Origin of the sequence: Nocardia sp. NPDC050378 (genome assembly GCF_040655675.1) — a bacterium.
Classification (GTDB): domain Bacteria; phylum Actinomycetota; class Actinomycetes; order Mycobacteriales; family Mycobacteriaceae; genus Nocardia; species Nocardia coubleae.
Window position 1 is genome coordinate 1 of record NZ_JBFAKI010000008.1, and the last position, 16,989, is coordinate 16,989.

The 16,989-nt window shown below is 68.5% G+C and carries 16 protein-coding genes; 8 read left to right on the top strand and 8 right to left on the bottom strand.

Features of this window, described 5'->3' with window-relative positions:
* The first annotated feature begins 232 nt into the window (after window positions 1–232).
* Window positions 233–1,690, top strand: a complete 1,458-nt coding sequence (locus AB0I35_RS18870; protein ID WP_357397379.1) for an NAD-dependent succinate-semialdehyde dehydrogenase — start codon at window positions 233–235, stop codon at window positions 1,688–1,690.
* A 93-nt stretch (window positions 1,691–1,783) separates the two neighbouring features.
* Here the strand turns inward: AB0I35_RS18870 and AB0I35_RS18875 are convergent, their stop codons facing one another.
* Window positions 1,784–2,077, bottom strand: a complete 294-nt coding sequence (locus AB0I35_RS18875; protein ID WP_133733847.1) for a chorismate mutase — start codon at window positions 2,075–2,077, stop codon at window positions 1,784–1,786.
* Window positions 2,078–2,412: 335 nt separating this feature from the next.
* On the opposite strand from AB0I35_RS18875, the gene AB0I35_RS18880 reads away from it, so the two are divergent.
* Window positions 2,413–5,010, top strand: a complete 2,598-nt coding sequence (locus AB0I35_RS18880; protein ID WP_357397380.1) for a UvrD-helicase domain-containing protein — start codon at window positions 2,413–2,415, stop codon at window positions 5,008–5,010.
* A 115-nt stretch (window positions 5,011–5,125) separates the two neighbouring features.
* Here the strand turns inward: AB0I35_RS18880 and AB0I35_RS18885 are convergent, their stop codons facing one another.
* Window positions 5,126–6,517: a DUF1731 domain-containing protein gene (locus AB0I35_RS18885; RefSeq protein WP_357397381.1), complete on the bottom strand. Its 1,392-nt coding sequence runs from the start codon at window positions 6,515–6,517 to the stop codon at window positions 5,126–5,128.
* 56 nt (window positions 6,518–6,573) lie between these two features.
* Window positions 6,574–7,641 carry a M23 family metallopeptidase gene (locus AB0I35_RS18890; protein ID WP_357397382.1) on the bottom strand — a complete coding sequence of 356 codons (1,068 nt, stop codon included), beginning with the start codon at window positions 7,639–7,641 and terminating at the stop codon, window positions 6,574–6,576.
* 514 nt (window positions 7,642–8,155) lie between these two features.
* Between AB0I35_RS18890 and sucC the strand changes: the two genes are divergently transcribed.
* The 6 genes from sucC (at window position 8,156) to purH (ending at window position 15,396) form a co-directional block, all read left to right on the top strand.
* Complete coding sequence (gene sucC / locus AB0I35_RS18895; protein WP_067485387.1) at window positions 8,156–9,322, top strand: ADP-forming succinate--CoA ligase subunit beta; 1,167 nt, start codon at window positions 8,156–8,158, stop codon at window positions 9,320–9,322.
* A gap of 11 nt (window positions 9,323–9,333) precedes the next feature.
* The gene (gene sucD / locus AB0I35_RS18900; RefSeq protein ID WP_067485390.1) at window positions 9,334–10,251 is read left to right on the top strand and encodes a succinate--CoA ligase subunit alpha; all 918 of its coding nucleotides are present in this window, start codon (window positions 9,334–9,336) and stop codon (window positions 10,249–10,251) included.
* Window positions 10,252–10,453: 202 nt separating this feature from the next.
* The gene (locus AB0I35_RS18905) at window positions 10,454–11,491 is read left to right on the top strand and encodes a DUF5336 domain-containing protein (protein ID WP_357397383.1); all 1,038 of its coding nucleotides are present in this window, start codon (window positions 10,454–10,456) and stop codon (window positions 11,489–11,491) included.
* A gap of 115 nt (window positions 11,492–11,606) precedes the next feature.
* Complete coding sequence (locus AB0I35_RS18910; RefSeq protein WP_357397384.1) at window positions 11,607–13,121, top strand: DUF6350 family protein; 1,515 nt, start codon at window positions 11,607–11,609, stop codon at window positions 13,119–13,121.
* A 56-nt stretch (window positions 13,122–13,177) separates the two neighbouring features.
* On the top strand, window positions 13,178–13,834 hold the full coding sequence (purN, locus tag AB0I35_RS18915) for a phosphoribosylglycinamide formyltransferase (RefSeq protein ID WP_357148601.1): 657 nt from the start codon (window positions 13,178–13,180) through the stop codon (window positions 13,832–13,834).
* On the top strand, window positions 13,831–15,396 hold the full coding sequence (purH, locus tag AB0I35_RS18920) for a bifunctional phosphoribosylaminoimidazolecarboxamide formyltransferase/IMP cyclohydrolase (RefSeq protein ID WP_357397386.1): 1,566 nt from the start codon (window positions 13,831–13,833) through the stop codon (window positions 15,394–15,396). The genes purN and purH overlap by 4 nt, the downstream gene beginning before the upstream one ends.
* A 56-nt stretch (window positions 15,397–15,452) precedes the next feature.
* Here purH and AB0I35_RS18925 read toward each other — a convergent pair whose 3' ends face one another.
* The 5 genes from AB0I35_RS18925 to rpmB form a co-directional block, all read right to left on the bottom strand.
* A complete protein-coding gene (locus tag AB0I35_RS18925; protein ID WP_357397387.1) occupies window positions 15,453–15,884 on the bottom strand; it encodes a hypothetical protein in 432 nt (143 codons plus the stop codon).
* A 68-nt stretch (window positions 15,885–15,952) separates the two neighbouring features.
* Window positions 15,953–16,210, bottom strand: a complete 258-nt coding sequence (rpsR, locus tag AB0I35_RS18930) for a 30S ribosomal protein S18 (RefSeq protein ID WP_357397389.1) — start codon at window positions 16,208–16,210, stop codon at window positions 15,953–15,955.
* A gap of 32 nt (window positions 16,211–16,242) precedes the next feature.
* Complete coding sequence (rpsN, locus tag AB0I35_RS18935) at window positions 16,243–16,548, bottom strand: 30S ribosomal protein S14 (RefSeq protein ID WP_357397390.1); 306 nt, start codon at window positions 16,546–16,548, stop codon at window positions 16,243–16,245.
* On the bottom strand, window positions 16,548–16,718 hold the full coding sequence (gene rpmG, locus AB0I35_RS18940; protein WP_011211511.1) for a 50S ribosomal protein L33: 171 nt from the start codon (window positions 16,716–16,718) through the stop codon (window positions 16,548–16,550). Before rpmG ends, rpsN begins: the two co-directional genes overlap by 1 nt.
* 8 nt (window positions 16,719–16,726) lie before the next feature.
* Window positions 16,727–16,963, bottom strand: a complete 237-nt coding sequence (rpmB, locus tag AB0I35_RS18945) for a 50S ribosomal protein L28 (protein ID WP_067485415.1) — start codon at window positions 16,961–16,963, stop codon at window positions 16,727–16,729.
* Window positions 16,964–16,989: the final 26 nt, after the last annotated feature.

A 16,989-nucleotide genomic window follows, 5' to 3' on the forward strand; every position in this document is an offset into this window, starting at 1 on the left:
ATCAGGCGCCGTTGCTTGCTCCTTCGTCGCCTACGCAACGGCACCTGATCGTCGGGACGGCCGCCGACCGCCGCTTCGCGGCGATCCCTCCTCGAGGTCGGGTTGTACGGGGCTGGGGATGCGGTTATGGCGGCATTCGAGTTGGTGGCCGAGGGGGCTCGGGGTGGTCTTTCGGGTTATTCGTGTGGCGTTTGGTGGCTTCTCGGGCGGGGGGTCGGCTTAGGGTGGGGGCATGGTTTCTGAACGGGACGTGATCGAGTTCGTACCAAAGGGTTTGTGGATCGGGTCGGGGGCGGTGGAGGCTACCGGCGGGGCCACATTTCCCGTGCACAATCCGGCCGACGGGTCGGTGATCACCGAGGTCGCCGACGCGACGCCCGAGGACGCGATGCGGGCGCTCGACGCGGCGGTGGCGGCCGGGCGGGAGTGGGCGCGAACGCCGTCGCGGGAACGCGGCGAGATCCTGCGGGCGGTGTTCACCGAGCTCACGGCGCGGGCCGAGGAGTTCGCGTTGCTGATGACGCTCGAGATGGGCAAGGCGCTCGGGGAGAGCCGCAACGAGGTGCGCTACGGCGCCGAGTTCTTCCGGTGGTTCAGCGAGGAAGCGGTGCGGGTGCACGGGCGGTATCTGCACGCGCCGTCGGGCACGGGGCGGATCATGGTCGCCAAGCAACCGGTCGGTCCGTGCCTGGCGATCACCCCGTGGAATTTCCCGCTGGCCATGGGTACCCGCAAGATCGGTCCGGCGCTGGCAGCCGGCTGCACGATGATCGTCAAGCCCGCCTCGGCGACGCCGCTGACCATGCTCGCGCTGGCCCGCCTGTGCAGCGAGGCCGGACTGCCCGACGGTGTGCTGTCGGTCGTCACAACCAGCCGTTCCGGTGCCGTCACGGGCCCGCTGATCGACGATCCGCGCCTGCGCAAGCTCACCTTCACCGGCTCGACCGAGGTGGGTAAGAAGCTGGTCTCGTCGTCGGCGAACCGGCTGCTGCGCACCTCCATGGAACTGGGCGGCAACGCGCCCTTCGTGGTGTTCGACGACGCCGACATCGACAGCGCGGTGGCCGGTGCCATGCAGGCGAAGCTGCGCAACGGCGGGGAGGCGTGCACGGCCGCCAACCGGTTCCACGTGCAGCGCGGCGTCGTCGCGGAATTCACCGAGAAGCTGGTAGCCGCGATGACCGAATCGGTGGTGCTCGGGCCGGGGACGGACGCGTCGACGACGCTCGGCCCGCTGGTGAGCGCCGAGCAGCGTGAGACCGTCGCCGAACTCGTCGACGACGCGGTGAGCACCGGCGCGAAGCTGCTGCTCGGCGGGGAGACCCCCGATGGGCCGGGCTGGTTCTACCCGGCCACCGTGCTCGCCGACGTGCCGCCCGCCGCCCGCATCCTGCGCGAGGAGGTGTTCGGTCCGGTCGCGCCGATCGTCGCCTTCGACACCGAGGAGGAGGGCGTCGCCGCCGCCAACGACACGCAATACGGGCTGGTCAGCTACGTCTACACCCGCGACCTGGATCGTGCGCTGCGGGTGTCGGAGGCGATGGAGACAGGCATGGTCGGCGTGAACCGGGGTGTCATCTCCGACCCGGCCGCGCCCTTCGGCGGCGTCAAGGAGTCGGGCTTCGGCCGCGAGGGCGGGACCGAGGGCATCGAGGAATACCTGGACACCAAGTACATCGCCCTCACCTGAGCGAAAAAATAACCGCCCCGGGGATGTTGTCGCACCCGGGGCGGCTTTTCGTGAGCGGCGATCTGGACGACCGCCGCGTGGTTCGAGTTCGGCCTAGCGGCCGAGACGTCCGCGACCGAGGCGGAGCAGGAGCATGGCGAGGGTGTGACCCTCCTGGCCGAGCTCACTGAAGCGTTCGAGCACTTTCATCTCACGGCTGTGCACCAGCCGGGGCCCCCCGGAGGCCATCCGGGTGCGCCCGATGATCCGCGAAATTTCGCTCCGGCGTTTGATCGCGGCGAGGATGGTGGCGTCGAGTTCGTCGATTTCGAGGCGAAGCTTCTCGATCTCCGCCTCCGATTGCGGCAGTGCCGCCTCTGACCCGGCGGTTGTAGCAGGGGTGCTCATCATTCATCTCCTCGTGTCAGAACTGGGATCGGTCGATACGGACGTCGTGTTACCGATCTGTTCCTTCACCCTGAAAAACTTTCCGGCTGGGCGCCTGCCGCCACGATATCGGATCGATTGCCGATCCGGACAGGCGAAGCGGCGCTGACCACGCGGCCCAGTCTGCCACGGGTCGGTAGGTATGCAAAACAGTTGTGTTTGTGAATCCGCTGAGAACATTCACACGGGTGGGTACGACACCGGTCGTCATCCGGTTCACTCGCGGTTTGCCCGCCGGTGGCCGCGCCGACGGCGGTTGGCCGCTTGTCGGTGCCCGCCGGTAGCGTGGACAGACGATGGATATCACGGTCGCTCCCTCCGCAGACGAAACGTCGTCCACCGCGCCGAACACCCCGGTCGCGGCACCAGACAGCACCGCCGCACCGCAGGGTGACGGTGGTGGCGGTGGTGCGGCTCGCAGCGGTCTGGCCGAGGCGGCGGCCCGGCACAGCGCCGAGCAGGAACAGCGCCGCAAGGAGCGCGAACAGCGTCGTGCCGAGGAAACCGAGCGGCTGCTCGACGGGCTCAACCCGCAGCAGTGCGCCGCCGTGGTGCACGCCGGTTCGCCGCTGCTGATCGTGGCGGGCGCGGGCTCGGGCAAAACGGCCGTGCTCACCCGCCGCATCGCCTACCTGCTCGCCGCACGCGGAGTGCAGACCGGACAGATCCTGGCGATCACGTTCACCAACAAGGCTGCTGCCGAGATGCGGGAGCGGGTGGCCGGGCTCGTCGGTCCCCGCGCCGCGAGCATGTGGGTGTCGACTTTCCATTCCAGCTGTGTGCGTATTCTCCGCATGCAGGCGGCTTTGCTGCCGGGTCTGAATTCGAATTTCTCCATCTACGATGCCGACGATTCGCGCCGATTGCTCACGATGATCAGCCGCGATTTCGACATCGACACCAAAAAATATTCGGCGCGGTTACTGTCGACGGCCATCTCCAATTTGAAGAACGAATTGATCGGGCCCGAACAGGCCGCCCGCGACGCCGAGGCCGACGACACCGAACTGCCCGCGCTGGTCGCCCGCGTGTACGGCGAATACCAGAAGCGGCTGCGCGCGGCCAACGCCCTCGATTTCGACGATCTGATCGGTGAGACCGTCGCGCTGCTGCAGAACCACCCGCAGGTGGCCGAGTACTACCGCCGCCGGTTCCGGCACGTCCTCGTCGACGAGTACCAGGACACCAACCACGCCCAGTACGTGCTGGTGCGCGAACTCGTCGGCCACCACGGCGATTCCGGCGACGAGCAGGTGCCGCCCGGCGAGCTGTGCGTCGTCGGCGACGCCGACCAGTCCATCTACGCCTTCCGCGGCGCGACCATCCGCAATATCGAGGAATTCGAACGCGATTTCCCCGATGCCGAAACCATTCTGCTGGAACAGAACTACCGCTCCACCCAGCACATCCTGTCGGCGGCCAACGCCGTGATCGCCCGCAACGAGGGCAGGCGTGAGAAGAAGCTGTGGACCGATTCCGGTGAGGGCGAGCTCATCACCGGCTACGTCGCCGACAACGAACACGACGAGGCCTCGTTCGTCGCGAAGGAAATCGACCGGTTGGTCGACGCGGGCGAGGCCACCTACGGCGACGTGGCGGTGTTCTACCGCACCAACAACAATTCGCGTGCGCTGGAAGAGATCTTCATCCGCATGGGGCTGCCGTACAAGGTGGTCGGCGGTGTCCGCTTCTACGAGCGCAAGGAAGTGCGCGATGTGGTGGCCTACCTGCGCGTGTTGGAGAACCCCGACGACGCCGTGAGCCTGCGCCGCATTCTCAACACCCCGCGCCGTGGCATCGGCGACCGTGCCGAGGCCTGTGTCGCGGTGCACGCCGAGCAGCGCGACATCGGTTTCGCGGCAGCCCTGCGCGACGCGGCCGACGGCAAGGTGGCGCTGCTCAATACTCGTGCGCAGCGGGCCATCGCCGGTTTCCTCGACCTGCTCGACGAGATCCGGGCGGCCGGACAGCGCGCCGACAGCGAGTACCCCGATGTGGGCAATGTGGTCGACGCGGTGCTCGACCGCACCGGTTATCGCGCCGAACTCGAGGCCTCCGACGACCCGCAGGACGGCGCGCGGTTGGACAACCTCAACGAATTGGTCAGCGTCGCCCGCGAATTCAGTTCCGAGGCGTTCAACAACGCCGAGGCCGCGCGCGAGGAGGGGCTGCTGCCCGAGGTGGGCGACGGTGAGCCCGAACCCGGTTCGCTCGCGGCGTTCCTCGAACGGGTGTCGCTGGTCGCCGATACCGATCAGATTCCGGACGAGGGCTCCGGAGTGGTCACCATGATGACCCTGCACACCGCCAAGGGCCTGGAGTTCCCGGTCGTTTTCGTCACCGGCTGGGAGGACGGCCAGTTCCCACACATGCGGGCGCTCGGCGATCCGAACGAGCTGGCCGAGGAACGCAGGCTGGCGTACGTGGGCATCACCCGCGCCCGTCAGCGGCTGTACCTGTCGCGTGCCGTGGTCCGCTCGGGCTGGGGACAGCCGGTGTCGAACCCGGAATCGCGGTTCCTGCAGGAGATTCCGCAGCATCTGCTGGATTGGCGCAGGCTCGAACCGGTGGTGTCGCCGGTGCAGCGCGGTCGCAGGCGCGGTGAGGACAGCGGGTTCGACCGGGACTGGACGCGTGGCGACGGCTGGGATCAGCGGCCGGGCGTGCGCGGCGGCACCGGCACCCGCAGGCCTGCGCCCGGCGGTGCGGTGAAGCGCAACAACACCGATCTCGTTCTCGCCGTGGGCGACCGGGTCACCGACGACAAGTACGGCCTGGGCCGAGTGGTCGCCGCCGATGGCGTCGGCCCACTGGCGACCGTCACCATCGACTTCGGCACCGCCGGAAAGATCCGCTTGATCCCCCAATTCAGCCGAACCATCGTCAAGTTGTGAATTGGTGGCCGACCCGCTGATCTCGGAAGAACATGGGTAACTCCCCAACCACCTCCTGGCCCTCACGGTCCGACGTGAGCCCGACTGCCGACAGTCGAGGTCCCCGATGGCACGCTCAATTCGCGGGGAGGCAGGGGAGCAGGTCGGTGAGGGCCTCGTCGAGGGTGGGGTAGCGGAAGGTGAAGCCGGTTTTCGGCAGTACCTCCGAGGTGGCGTGGCGGCCGGTGAGACCGAGCGCCGGGTCCGAGCGCAGCACCACGGCGCCTACCGACAGGATCGCTTTCGGCGTCGGCGGGGCCGCCGGGCGATGCAGGGTTCGGCGCAGCGTCGCCATGAGTTCGGCGTTGCGGACCGGGTTCTCGGTGGCGGCGACCAGGATGCCGTCGGGGATGCTCACCTCGGGATCGAGTCCGAGGCAGGCGCGCACGATGCGCAGCCAGTCCTCGATGTGGATCCAGCTGAACCATTGGTCGCCGGGGCCGACGCGTCCGCCGAGCCCGGCCTTGGTGAGCTGGCTCAGGCGTTTGAGCGCCGGGGCGTCCGGGTCGAGCACGATGGATGTGCGCAGGATGGTCCAGTGCTCGGCCTGGGCCGGGTCGAATGCCTGCTCCCACGGCTCGGCGACGCCGGTCATCTGCGGCAGCCCTTCGGGCACGGGTGTTGTTTCCGTGCAGCGCGTTTCGCCCGCGTCCGACCAGATGGCGGTGGTGCTGGCCTGCACCCAGTAGTCGACCGGGGTGTCACGGGTGCGGGCGGCGGCGACCAGTGCCGTGGTGGAATCGACGCGGCTGCTGCGCAGTTCGGCGATATTGCGTTCGGTCGGCCTGCAGTCGACGAGTTTGCCCGCCAGGTTGACGACCGCGATCCGGCCGGGTTCGCGGAGTTCCGCGGCCCAGGCGCCGACCGAGCGGCCGTCCCATTCGGTCTGCCGGAACGGCATTCCAGGGTTGCGGCGCCGGGTGAGCAGGGTGACGCGCTGACCACGGCAGGTGAGGTCGGCGGCGATCTGCGCGCCGAGCGCTCCGGTGCCACCGGCGATCACCACGTTCAGGGCGTCGTCGGCCGGGACGAGGCCGGCGAGCCGGGCCAGGCGCGAGAAGTTCACGCGGGCACCGGTTTCGATGAACGGTCCGGCCGCCGCCCGCATCGCCGCCGCGGACACACCGCTGAAGCGCAGCTCCTGCGTGACCGCCGTTCCGCCCGCGCGCGGTTCGAGCCGCCAGGTGAGCACCATGGTCCCGGCGGGTTCGGGCTGTTCGATGGTCAGCTCACGTTCGGGTACAAGAGTTGTCACGGTGAACGGGGCGCCGAACCGCTCGTGCACGCGCGCGGCGAGTTTCCCGTTGGGCACATAGTCACCGGTCGCCCCGACGGCGACAGGCCCGTGCATCCGCACCGCACGCACGCCCGGATTCCATTCGGGCCATTGCGTGAGATCCCCCAGCACTGCCCACACCGATTCCGGTGGCAGGGCAATGAACTGCGTGTACTTCGTCGTACCAGCCATACGAAAACGCTACCCCGCTAACGGGAAAGCGGAACCGTGCTGCTGGTCACCCGTCCTCAGTCGCGCTGGGCGCCCAGGCTGATGCCGCGGGTGGCGAGCCACGGGATGGGGTCGATCTTGTCGGTGCCGTTCTGCCACACCTCGAAGTGCACGTGCGGGCCGGTGGAGAAGCCGCGGTTGCCCATGGTGGCGATCTGGTCGCCTGCCATCACGCGTTCACCCTGCGAGACCGTCGCGGTGTCGATGTGACCGTAGATGGTGACGGTGCCGTCGTCGTGCAGGATGCGGACCCACATGCCGAAACCGGACGCGGGGCCCGCCTCGATGACGGTGCCGTCGGCGACCGCGTAGATCGGGGTGCCGATCGGGCCCGCGACGTCGATGCCGAGGTGCTGCACACCCCAGCGGGCGCCGAACCCGGAGGTGTAGTTGCCGGTGGTGAATTTGGCGAACAGGGGCCGCAGCTTGGCGGACTCCTGGGCGGCCAGGTCTTCGGCGAACTTCTGGCCCTTGGCGAGGATGTCGTCGAAGTGGCTCTTGTCGGCGACCGCGGTGGCGTCGAGTACCTGCGGTGACGAGCCGGTGACGTGGTCGGCGACCTCGGTGGTGCTCATCGACTGGGCGGCGATCTCGTGGATCTGGCCCGCGGCTTCGTAGTCGACGCCCGTGTCGGGCTGCTGCGGGGAGGCCATGGCGGCTTGGCCTGCCGCGACGACCGCGCCCGCGGCGACGGCGATGACGGCGGCGCGGCCCTTCAGCGCGGTGGGCGGTGCGGGCACGCGGTGGGCACCGCCACGCCGCTCGGCGCGCCGCGGTTCGGGTGCCGGGGTCTCGGGTTCGGCGGGCGCCCAGTCTGTTTCGTAGGTGCCGGAGTCGTAGGAGCCCGACTCGTCGGCGGTCCATTCGTCCTCGGCGGGCGTCCACGCGGCGTTGTCGGACCAGGCGTCGTTCCCGGACCAGGAGTTCTCGGTGTGCCAGGAATCGGTGCTCGGCCAGGCAGGCTGCTGCGGCTGTGGCGCGGCGGCGCGGGGGCTTCGCGGGTGCGAGGTGAACTCGTCGGCGTACCGGTAACGGCGGCCTGAGCTGTTGCGATCTTCAACTGGGAAGGTGGAGCGGTGGTTCATCGGCTACGCCTGACGTTCCTCAAGCTTGTCGTCCTCCTCAGTCCTGACCTGCCAGTCGTGACCTGGTTGTCGTGACCTGGTTGTGACATCGACCGCATTGACGGTAACGAAGCGATTGCAGAGTGGCAAGCGCTGGTCGAGAACCTACACTTGTCTGTGAGATTCGTCACCGTAATGCTGCGGAATAACTCACCGATTCGCGACCCTTCGGGTGAGGTCGATCGACGACATAACGTAGTAGATGGCGGGGCGTTCCCCCTTTAGGTGTTCCGACCTGCCACGGCACCGAAAAACTACTCGCCAGTAGCCTTGGCCAGCGGTTTTGGTGACCTCCCCGCACCCGTCGTGACCTGCGCCACTTAGGATGAATGTGGTCGTTTAGCCCTCCCCGTGACTAGTTAGAGTCCGACCGACCCGCTAGCTGGCCCCTCGAGCGACCTGCAACCAGTCGCTACGGCAAGTCGGGCCGCCAACAAAGACGTTGTCATAGCAACGCAGACGAGACGGTGAGTACATGGATCTCTTCGAATATCAGGCGAAGGAGCTCTTCGTTAAGCACGGAGTGCCTTCGTCCGAGGGTCGTGTTTGCGACACGGCCGAAGAAGCACGCGCCATTGCCGAGGAAATCGGCAAGCCGGTCATGGTCAAGGCGCAGGTCAAGGTAGGCGGTCGCGGCAAGGCGGGTGGCGTGAAGTACGCCGCTACCCCGGAAGACGCGTTCACCCACGCGCAGAACATCCTCGGCCTCGACATCAAGGGCCACATCGTCAAGAAGCTCCTGGTCGCCGAGGCCAAGGACATCGCGGAGGAGTACTACATCTCCTTCCTGCTCGACCGCTCCAACCGCACCTACCTGGCCATGTGTTCGGTCGAGGGCGGCATGGAGATCGAAGAGGTCGCCGAGAAGACCCCCGAGCGGCTGGCCAAGATCCCCGTCGACGCCGTGAAGGGTGTCGACCTGACCTTCGCTCGCGAGATCGCGGAGAAGGGCCACCTGCCCGCCGAGGTGCTCGATGCCGCGGCCGTGACCATCCAGAAGCTGTGGGAGGTCTTCACCAAGGAAGACACCACCCTGGTGGAGGTCAACCCGCTGGTGCGCACCCCGAACGACGAGATCCTCGCCCTCGACGGCAAGGTCACCCTGGACGAGAACGCCGAGTTCCGTCAGCCCGGCCACCTCGAGTTCGCCGACGTCGACGCGACCGACCCGCTCGAGCTCAAGGCCAAGGAGAACGACCTCAACTACGTCAAGCTCGACGGTGAGGTCGGCATCATCGGCAACGGCGCCGGTCTGGTCATGTCGACCCTGGACGTCGTCGCCTACGCGGGCGAGAACCACGGCGGCGTGAAGCCGGCCAACTTCCTCGACATCGGCGGCGGCGCTTCGGCTTCCGTGATGGCCGCGGGTCTGGACGTGATCCTCGGTGACGCGCAGGTCAAGAGCGTGTTCGTGAACGTCTTCGGTGGCATCACCGCGTGCGACGCGGTCGCCAACGGCATCGTGGGCGCACTCGAGGTGCTCGGTGACGCGGCCACCAAGCCGCTGGTCGTTCGCCTGGACGGCAACAACGTCGAAGAGGGTCGTCGCATCCTCGCCGAGGCCAACCACCCGCTGGTGACGCTGGCCCAGACCATGGACGAGGGCGCCGACAAGGCTGCCGAACTCGCCGCAGCGAAGTAAGGGAACCGAACATGTCCATCTTCCTGAACAAGGACAACAAGGTCATCGTCCAGGGCATCACCGGCGGCGAGGGCACCAAGCACACCGCGCTGATGCTGAAGGCGGGCACCAACGTCGTCGGTGGCGTGAACGCGCGCAAGGCCGGCACCACGGTCAAGCACACCGACAAAGACGGCAACGAGATCGAGCTGCCGGTGTTCGCTTCCGTGGCCGAGGCCATGGAGAAGACCGGCGCCGACACCTCCATCGCATTCGTGCCCCCGGCCTTCTCGAAGGACGCCATCATCGAGGCCATCGACGCGGAGATCCCGCTGCTCGTGGTCATCACCGAGGGCATCCCGGTGCAGGACTCCGCCTACGCGTGGGCCTACAACGTCGAAAAGGGCGAGAAGACCCGCATCATCGGCCCGAACTGCCCCGGCATCATCACCCCCGGCGAGGCGCTGGTCGGCATCACCCCGAACAACATCACCGGCAAGGGTCCGATCGGCCTGGTGTCGAAGTCGGGCACGCTGACGTACCAGATGATGTACGAGCTGCGCGATTTCGGTTTCTCCACCGCGATCGGCATCGGCGGTGACCCGGTCATCGGCACCACCCACATCGATGCCATCGAGGCGTTCGAGAAGGACCCCGAGACCAAGATCATCGTGATGATCGGCGAGATCGGTGGCGACGCCGAAGAGCGCGCCGCGGCCTACATCAAGGCCAACGTCACCAAGCCGGTCGTCGGCTACGTCGCGGGCTTCACCGCCCCCGAGGGCAAGACCATGGGCCACGCGGGCGCGATCGTGTCCAGTGGTGGTGGCACCGCGCAGGCCAAGCAGGAAGCGCTCGAGGCAGCGGGTGTGAAGGTCGGCAAGACGCCGTCCGCCACCGCCGCGCTCGCTCGCGAGATCCTGGAGAAGGCGTCCATCGCTTCTGCGTAAGTGTTGATTTCACACTGTCGAAGGCCGCTTTCAGGTTTAGCCTGGGCGGCCTTCGTCGATTCATCCACAGGCGGTGGTTTATCCACAGCCCGCATCGGTAGGTGGTGACCGCGGGCGTGGCGTGCAGTAGCGTCAGGTATCGGATCAGGCACCAGTCAGTTCGACGCGACCGATGCGCACGACTCGACAAGGAGACGACGACATGTCCTACCCGACAGGGGGCTCCGGGTACAACGCACCCGCGACACCCGCCGCGCCCGCGCAGGGCCCGAGCACCGGAGCCGCCGCGGCTGCGTCCGTGGACGACGGTGGCGCCAAGGGGCTGCCCTTCATTCTCACCGCCGCGGGCGCCGGACTCGGTGTTGTCACCTTCCTGCTCGGCTTCGCACCGTTCATCGGTTTCTCCCTCGGGGCGAAAACCGAGACCAGCAGCATGTTCGATTCCAGTGCGGGCGGTTACGCGGCGCTGATCCTGGCCGCCGCGATCGTGGCCGGTCTGTCGCTGCTGCCCAAGCTGAACAACCTCCCCGTGGCCGTCGCTCTCGCCGCGGCCGGATTCGTGGGCGTCGTGGTGGCGCTCATCAGCATCGAGAGCGCGGAACTGCAGTGGGGCGCCTTCGTCGTCTCGGTCTTCGCGTTCGTCGTCACCGTGTTGCTCGTGGTCGCGCTGCTGTTCCAGCTCGGCATCATCAAGCCGCCGGCGCCCAAGCCCGCGCAGCCGCAGCAACCGGGTCAGTACGGGCAGTACGGCCAGCAGGGTTACGGGCAGCAGGGATACGGCCAGCCGGGTCAGCCGCAGTCCTTCGGTCAGGGTGGCTACGGCCAGGCCTCGACCGGTGGGCAGTACCCCACGCAGTCGCCCTACGGCCAGCAGAGTTCGCCGTCGATGCCGCAGGCGCAGCAGCCGTCCTACGGTCAGCCGGGTCAGCAGCAGGGTTACGGTCAGCCGCAGCAGCAGTCGCCCTACGGCCAGCAGTACGGCGCCGCGCCGCAGCAGCAGCAGCCTTACGGTGGGGCCCCGCAGGCGCAGCCGCGTCCCGATGAGAGCGCCACCCAGACCTTCGGCGGCCAGCCGACCGGTCAGCCGGGTGGTCAGCCGTTCGGTGCGCCCAATTACGGTGGCGCACAGCAGGGTTCGGCTCCGCAGCCCGGGCAGAGTCAGCCGTTCGGTGGCGAGCAGAACGCCGACCCGGCGGCCGACGCGACCACCGCGTTCCGTCCCAGCGACGACCAGAAGTAGGAAAACCGACGGCTGTCGTGGCCACAGGTTCCGATCGCGAGCCCACAGGGTGTGCCTGTGGGCTCGCGGCGCGCCTGACCCGCGCCCGCCGGGGAAGCTGCCACGCTGAATTGTCATGAGCTCCCGTAACGCCCTCGTGCGCCGGACCTCCGGGTCACGCGGCGGGGAGACTACCGCCGCACCCTCCGGCCCGGAACCCGCCTGGTGGTCGCTGCCGCCGGACCGGGCGCGGACGCTGTTGCTCGTCGCCGCCCGGCCGACGATCTGCGCGCTCACGGCCATGATCGTCGTGGTGCTGCTGGTGATGCTCACCTCGGGCACCGAGCTCACCAGTGCGCCGGGCGCGGTCGCGGCGACCTGGCTTGCGGCTCATCAGATTCCGCTCACCGTCGGCCGGACCACCCTCGGTTTGCTTCCACTGGTACCGACCGTCGTGCTGGTGTGGCTGGCCGCCCGCGAATGCGCACGGGCCGTGCCGAACCGGCCGACGCCGGTCGACCTGGGCTGGCTCACCGCCGCCGTACTCGCCGGACCGCTCGTCATGACCTCGGTGTGCCTGGCCGTTGTCGGTGATGCCGCGGGCGTCACGCCACTCGAACCGCCCGGCGTCGTCACCGCTTTCGGCTGGGTGCTGGTGCTGTACCTGGCCGCGGCTGCCGCCGGGATCTGCGCCCGCGCCTGGGATTCGCTGTGTGCGCTCCTGCCCGTGGAAATTCCGGAGTGGGCGGTACTCGGAGCGCGCGCCGCCCGCCGCACCGTGCTGCGCGTGCTCGGCTGCGCGGCGCTGGCGACGGTGATCTCGTTCGGCACGCACCTGTCCCGCGTCGGCGAGACGTATCAGCAGGCACACGATGTGACCGATGTGCTCGGCATGACGCTGCTCTCGCTGCTCTACCTGCCGAACGTGATCGTCGGCGCCGCCGGGATGCTCAGTGGTGCCGCGGTGCAGTTCGGGATCGGATCGGTGGGATTGTTCGGTGTGAGCGCCGGGCAGGTACCGCCGGTGCCCGCGTTGATCCCGCTGCCGACCGGTCCCGCCGCCGCGTGGTGGCCGGTGCTGCTGCTCGTGCCGCTGGCCGTCGGCGTGCTCGGCGGCGTGGAACTCGGCCGCACGAGCGATGACCGCCCCGGTGCGCCGTGGGCGACGCTCACCTGTGCCGGCCTGTCGACCCTCACCTTCCTGGTCCTGTCGATCCTGAGCAGCGGTCGGCTCGGCGCCGTCGGTTGGGTGGGGCCCGATCTGTTGATGCTGGTCGTGCTGATGGTCACCTGGTTCGGTTTCGGCGGCTTCGTCGGCATGGTCTTCGCCCGCCGCTTCCTCGCACCGGCCGTCGAATACGACGACTACTCCTACGACGAGGACGACTACTACTACGAGGACGACGAAGGCGCGGACGACGAAGGCGCCGACGACGACTACGCCGACGATCACGACTACGCCGACGACGACTACGAATACCCCGCCGACCCGGCCGTGGAAGTCGACGCCGAACTCGTCGAGGACATCGACGACGAACCCGAGGTGAGCATCGCCGCCCCCGGCTCGACGACCCCACCGACCGACGACATCGTCGACGCCGAGGTGGTGGAGCCGGACCTGCCGGAGGGTGACGGGGACACCGGTCGTTAAGCTCGACCCGGCGCATTATCGATCGCCGCCACCCGACCACACGCAGGAGTAGAGCGCTGACGTCCTCGTTTGCCCAGTGGAAGCCCGCACGGACCCCGGCCACCGTCGTCGTCCTCGCCTCGGGCACCGGCTCGCTGCTCAACGCACTGCTGGCCGCCGCCCGCGAACCCGGTTACCCGGCGAAGATCGTCGCCGTCGGTGTCGACCGGGTATGCCAGGCCACCGAACACGCCGAGGCCGCGGGCGTCGACCACTTCCGGGTCGCGGTCAAGGATTTCGACGACCGAGCCGCCTGGGACCGCGCGCTCACCGACGCGGTCGCCGCGTTCGAACCCGACCTGGTCGTCTCGGCAGGCTTCATGAAGATCGTCGGCCCCGCGTTCCTGGAACGCTTCGGCGGCCGGTTCATCAACACCCATCCCGCGTTGTTGCCGTCGTTTCCCGGCGCGCACGGTGTGCGTGACGCGCTGGCCTACGGCGCCAAGGTCACCGGCTGCACGGTGCACCTGGTCGACGGCGGGGTCGACACGGGCCCGATCCTCGCGCAGGAGGCGGTCGACGTGCTGCCCGGCGACGACGAGGCCGCGCTGCACGAGCGCATCAAGGTTGTCGAGCGACGGTTGCTGGCGCAGGTCATCGCCGCCGTCGCGACGCGAGGCATTGTCTCCGACGGACGAAAGGCAGAGATACCAGATGAGCGAGCACACCGGTGAGTGAACGTAAGGCGATCCGCAGGGCGCTGGTGAGCGTCTACGACAAGACCGGGCTCGTCGAGCTGGCCGCCGGACTGCACGCCGCGGGCGTGGAGCTGGTGTCGACCGGTTCGACCGCGGGCAAGATCGCCGAGGCGGGCATTCCGGTCACCAAGGTCGAGGACCTGACCGGCTTCCCGGAGACCCTCGACGGCCGCGTGAAGACGCTGCACCCGCGCGTGCACGCCGGAATCCTGGCCGACACCCGTCGCGCCGAGCACCTCGACCAGCTCGTCGAGCTCGGTGTCGAGGCGTTCGAGCTGGTGGTGGTCAACCTCTACCCGTTCACCCAGACCGTGGCCAGCGGCGCCGGTGTGGACGAGTGCGTGGAGCAGATCGACATCGGCGGCCCGTCGATGGTGCGTGCCGCCGCCAAGAACCACCCGTCGGTGGGCGTGGTCGTCGACGTCACCGACTACGACGACGTGCTCGCGGCCGTGAAGTCCGGCGGCTTCACCCTCGCCGAGCGAACCGCGTTGGCCGCCAAGGCTTTCCAGCACACCGCGAACTACGACGTGGCCGTGGCGAGCTGGATGGGCTCGGTCGCCGTGCCCGCCGTGCAGCCCGAGACCGAGCAGTTCCCGAGCTGGGTCGCCGGTTCGTGGGAGCGGGCCGCGGTGCTGCGCTACGGCGAGAACCCGCACCAGGCCGCGGCGCTGTACACCAGCAACGACGGCACCGTCGGCATCGCGCAGGCGCAGCAGTTGCACGGCAAGGAGATGTCGTACAACAACTACACCGACGGTGACGCCGCCTGGCGCGCCGCATTCGACTTCGACGAGCCCGCCGTGGCGGTCATCAAGCACGCCAACCCGTGTGGCATCGCCGTCGGCGCCGATATCGCCGAGGCCCACCGCAAGGCGCACGCCACCGATCCGGTGAGTGCCTACGGTGGCGTGATCGCCGCCAACCGTGAGGTGAGCGTCGAGATGGCCGAGCAGGTCGCCGAGATCTTCACCGAGGTGATCGTGGCCCCCGGTTACGCGCCGGGTGCCGTCGAGGTGCTGCAGCGCAAGAAGAACGTGCGGGTGCTGGTCGCCGAGCCGCCGCGCCGCAAGGGTGTGGAACTGCGCCCGATCAGCGGCGGTGCGCTGCTGCAGGACCGCGACGTGCTCGACGCCGCGGGCGACGACCCGGCCAACTGGACCCTCGCCGCCGGTGATCCCGCCGACGCCACCACGCTGGCCGACCTCGAATTCGCTTGGCGCGCTTGCCGTGCCGTGAAGTCGAACGCGATCCTGCTGGCCGACGACGGCGCCGCTGTCGGCGTCGGCATGGGTCAGGTGAACCGGGTCGACTCCTGCAAGCTCGCCGTGGAACGCGCGGGGGAGCGGGCCAAGGGTTCGGTCGCCGCCTCGGATGCCTTCTTCCCGTTCTCCGACGGCCCGCAGATCCTGGTCGCCGCGGGCGTGCGCGCCATCGTCCACCCGGGTGGCTCGATCCGTGACAAGGACACCGTGGAACTGTGCAAGGAAGCGGGCGTCACGCTGTACCTGACCGGGGCGCGTCACTTCGCGCACTGAGTTCGCTTGCCCCGCAGCGGGTGCCGCGCCGTCACGGTGCGGCACCCGCTGCCGTTTCAGGCGGCGTCCAGGACCTGCCGGGAGCCGAGCGGCGCGTCCAGGGTGATCTCCAGCGTGCCGAGAACGGCCTCCATCGTGCACATTCTCCCGACGGCGTCGGCGGGGGTACCGGCACGCAGTGCGACGGTGACCGTGTCGGCCGTTTCGGTGACGGTGGCGTCGACTCCGTTGCACTGGGGATTGCCGGTCTGGAAGTCGACCGCGATCGTCGCGTCGCCCACCCGCCGCCATGCGGGGAACGGCAGTGGACGTGGGTCGACCAGGTTCGGGTCGGCGGTGAACGGCCGGCCGACACCGGGACCGGTGCTTTCCGGGCGGGTGTTCGTCGGTGCCGGGGTGGGTGTGGAGTCCCCGGAACTCGCGCAGGCCGGTGCGAACAGCACGGCCAGGCTCGCGACGAGGGCGAAGCGGCGCGACAGCGGTGTCATGGCGTCCACCCTAGCCACGGCACGAAAACGGCCCCGGAGCACCAGCTCCGGGGCCGTCTGTCACGAGCTCACTTGGTGGTCGTGAACGGCAGCAACGCCATCTCGCGCGCGTTCTTCACCGCGACGGCGACCTGACGCTGCTGGCGCGGGGTCAGGCCGGTGACGCGGCGGCTACGGATCTTGCCGCGATCGGAGATGAAGGTGCGCAGCAGGTTGACGTCTTTGTAGTCGACGTGTTCGATGCCCGCGGCGATCAGCGGGTTCTTCTTCGGCTTGCGGCCCTGCTCGGCGCGTGCCTTCTTGGACGGTGCTCGCTTCACTGCCATGGGATTTTCCTTCTCACGAGATCAGTGGGTGTCTACCAGCTCGATTTGTGGACCCCAGGGAGCTCGCCCCGGTGGGCCATCTCGCGCACACGTACCCGGGAGAGCCCGAACTTCCTGAGATGGCCGCGTGGCCGGCCATCGGCTGCATCCCGATTGCGCAATCGTACCGGACTGGCATCGCGGGGCTGGGCGCGCAGTTCGGCCTGGGCCGCGGCGCGCTCGTCGTCGCCGGTGCTCGGCTTGCGGATGATCTCCTTGAGCTCGGCACGGCGCGCGGCGTAGCGCTCGACGATCACGCGCCGCTGCTCGTTACGAGCGATCTTGGATTTCTTCGCCATCAGCGCTCCTCGCGGAAGTCCACGTGCTTGCGCACGACGGGATCGTATTTGCGCAGGACCATCCGGTCGGGGTCGTTGCGGCGGTTCTTGCGGGTGACGTAGGTGTAGCCGGTGCCCGCGGTGGACTTGAGTTTGACGATCGGCCGCAGTTCGGTCGATTTCGAGGCCATGGGTGCTCCTAGATCTTGTCGCCGCGAGCGCGGATGCGGGCCACTACGGCCTCGATCCCGTCGCGGTCGATGGTCTTGATGCCCTTGGCGGAGACCGTCAGCGTGACGCGGCGGCCCTCGCTGGGCAGGTAGTAGGTCTTGCGCTGGATGTTGGGGTTCCAGCGGCGGTTCGTGCGCCGGTGCGAATGCGAGACGGCTTTTCCGAAGCCGGGCTTGCGTCCGGTGACCTGGCAGTGGGCCGACATGCGACCTCCCTCCACGGTTATGACAA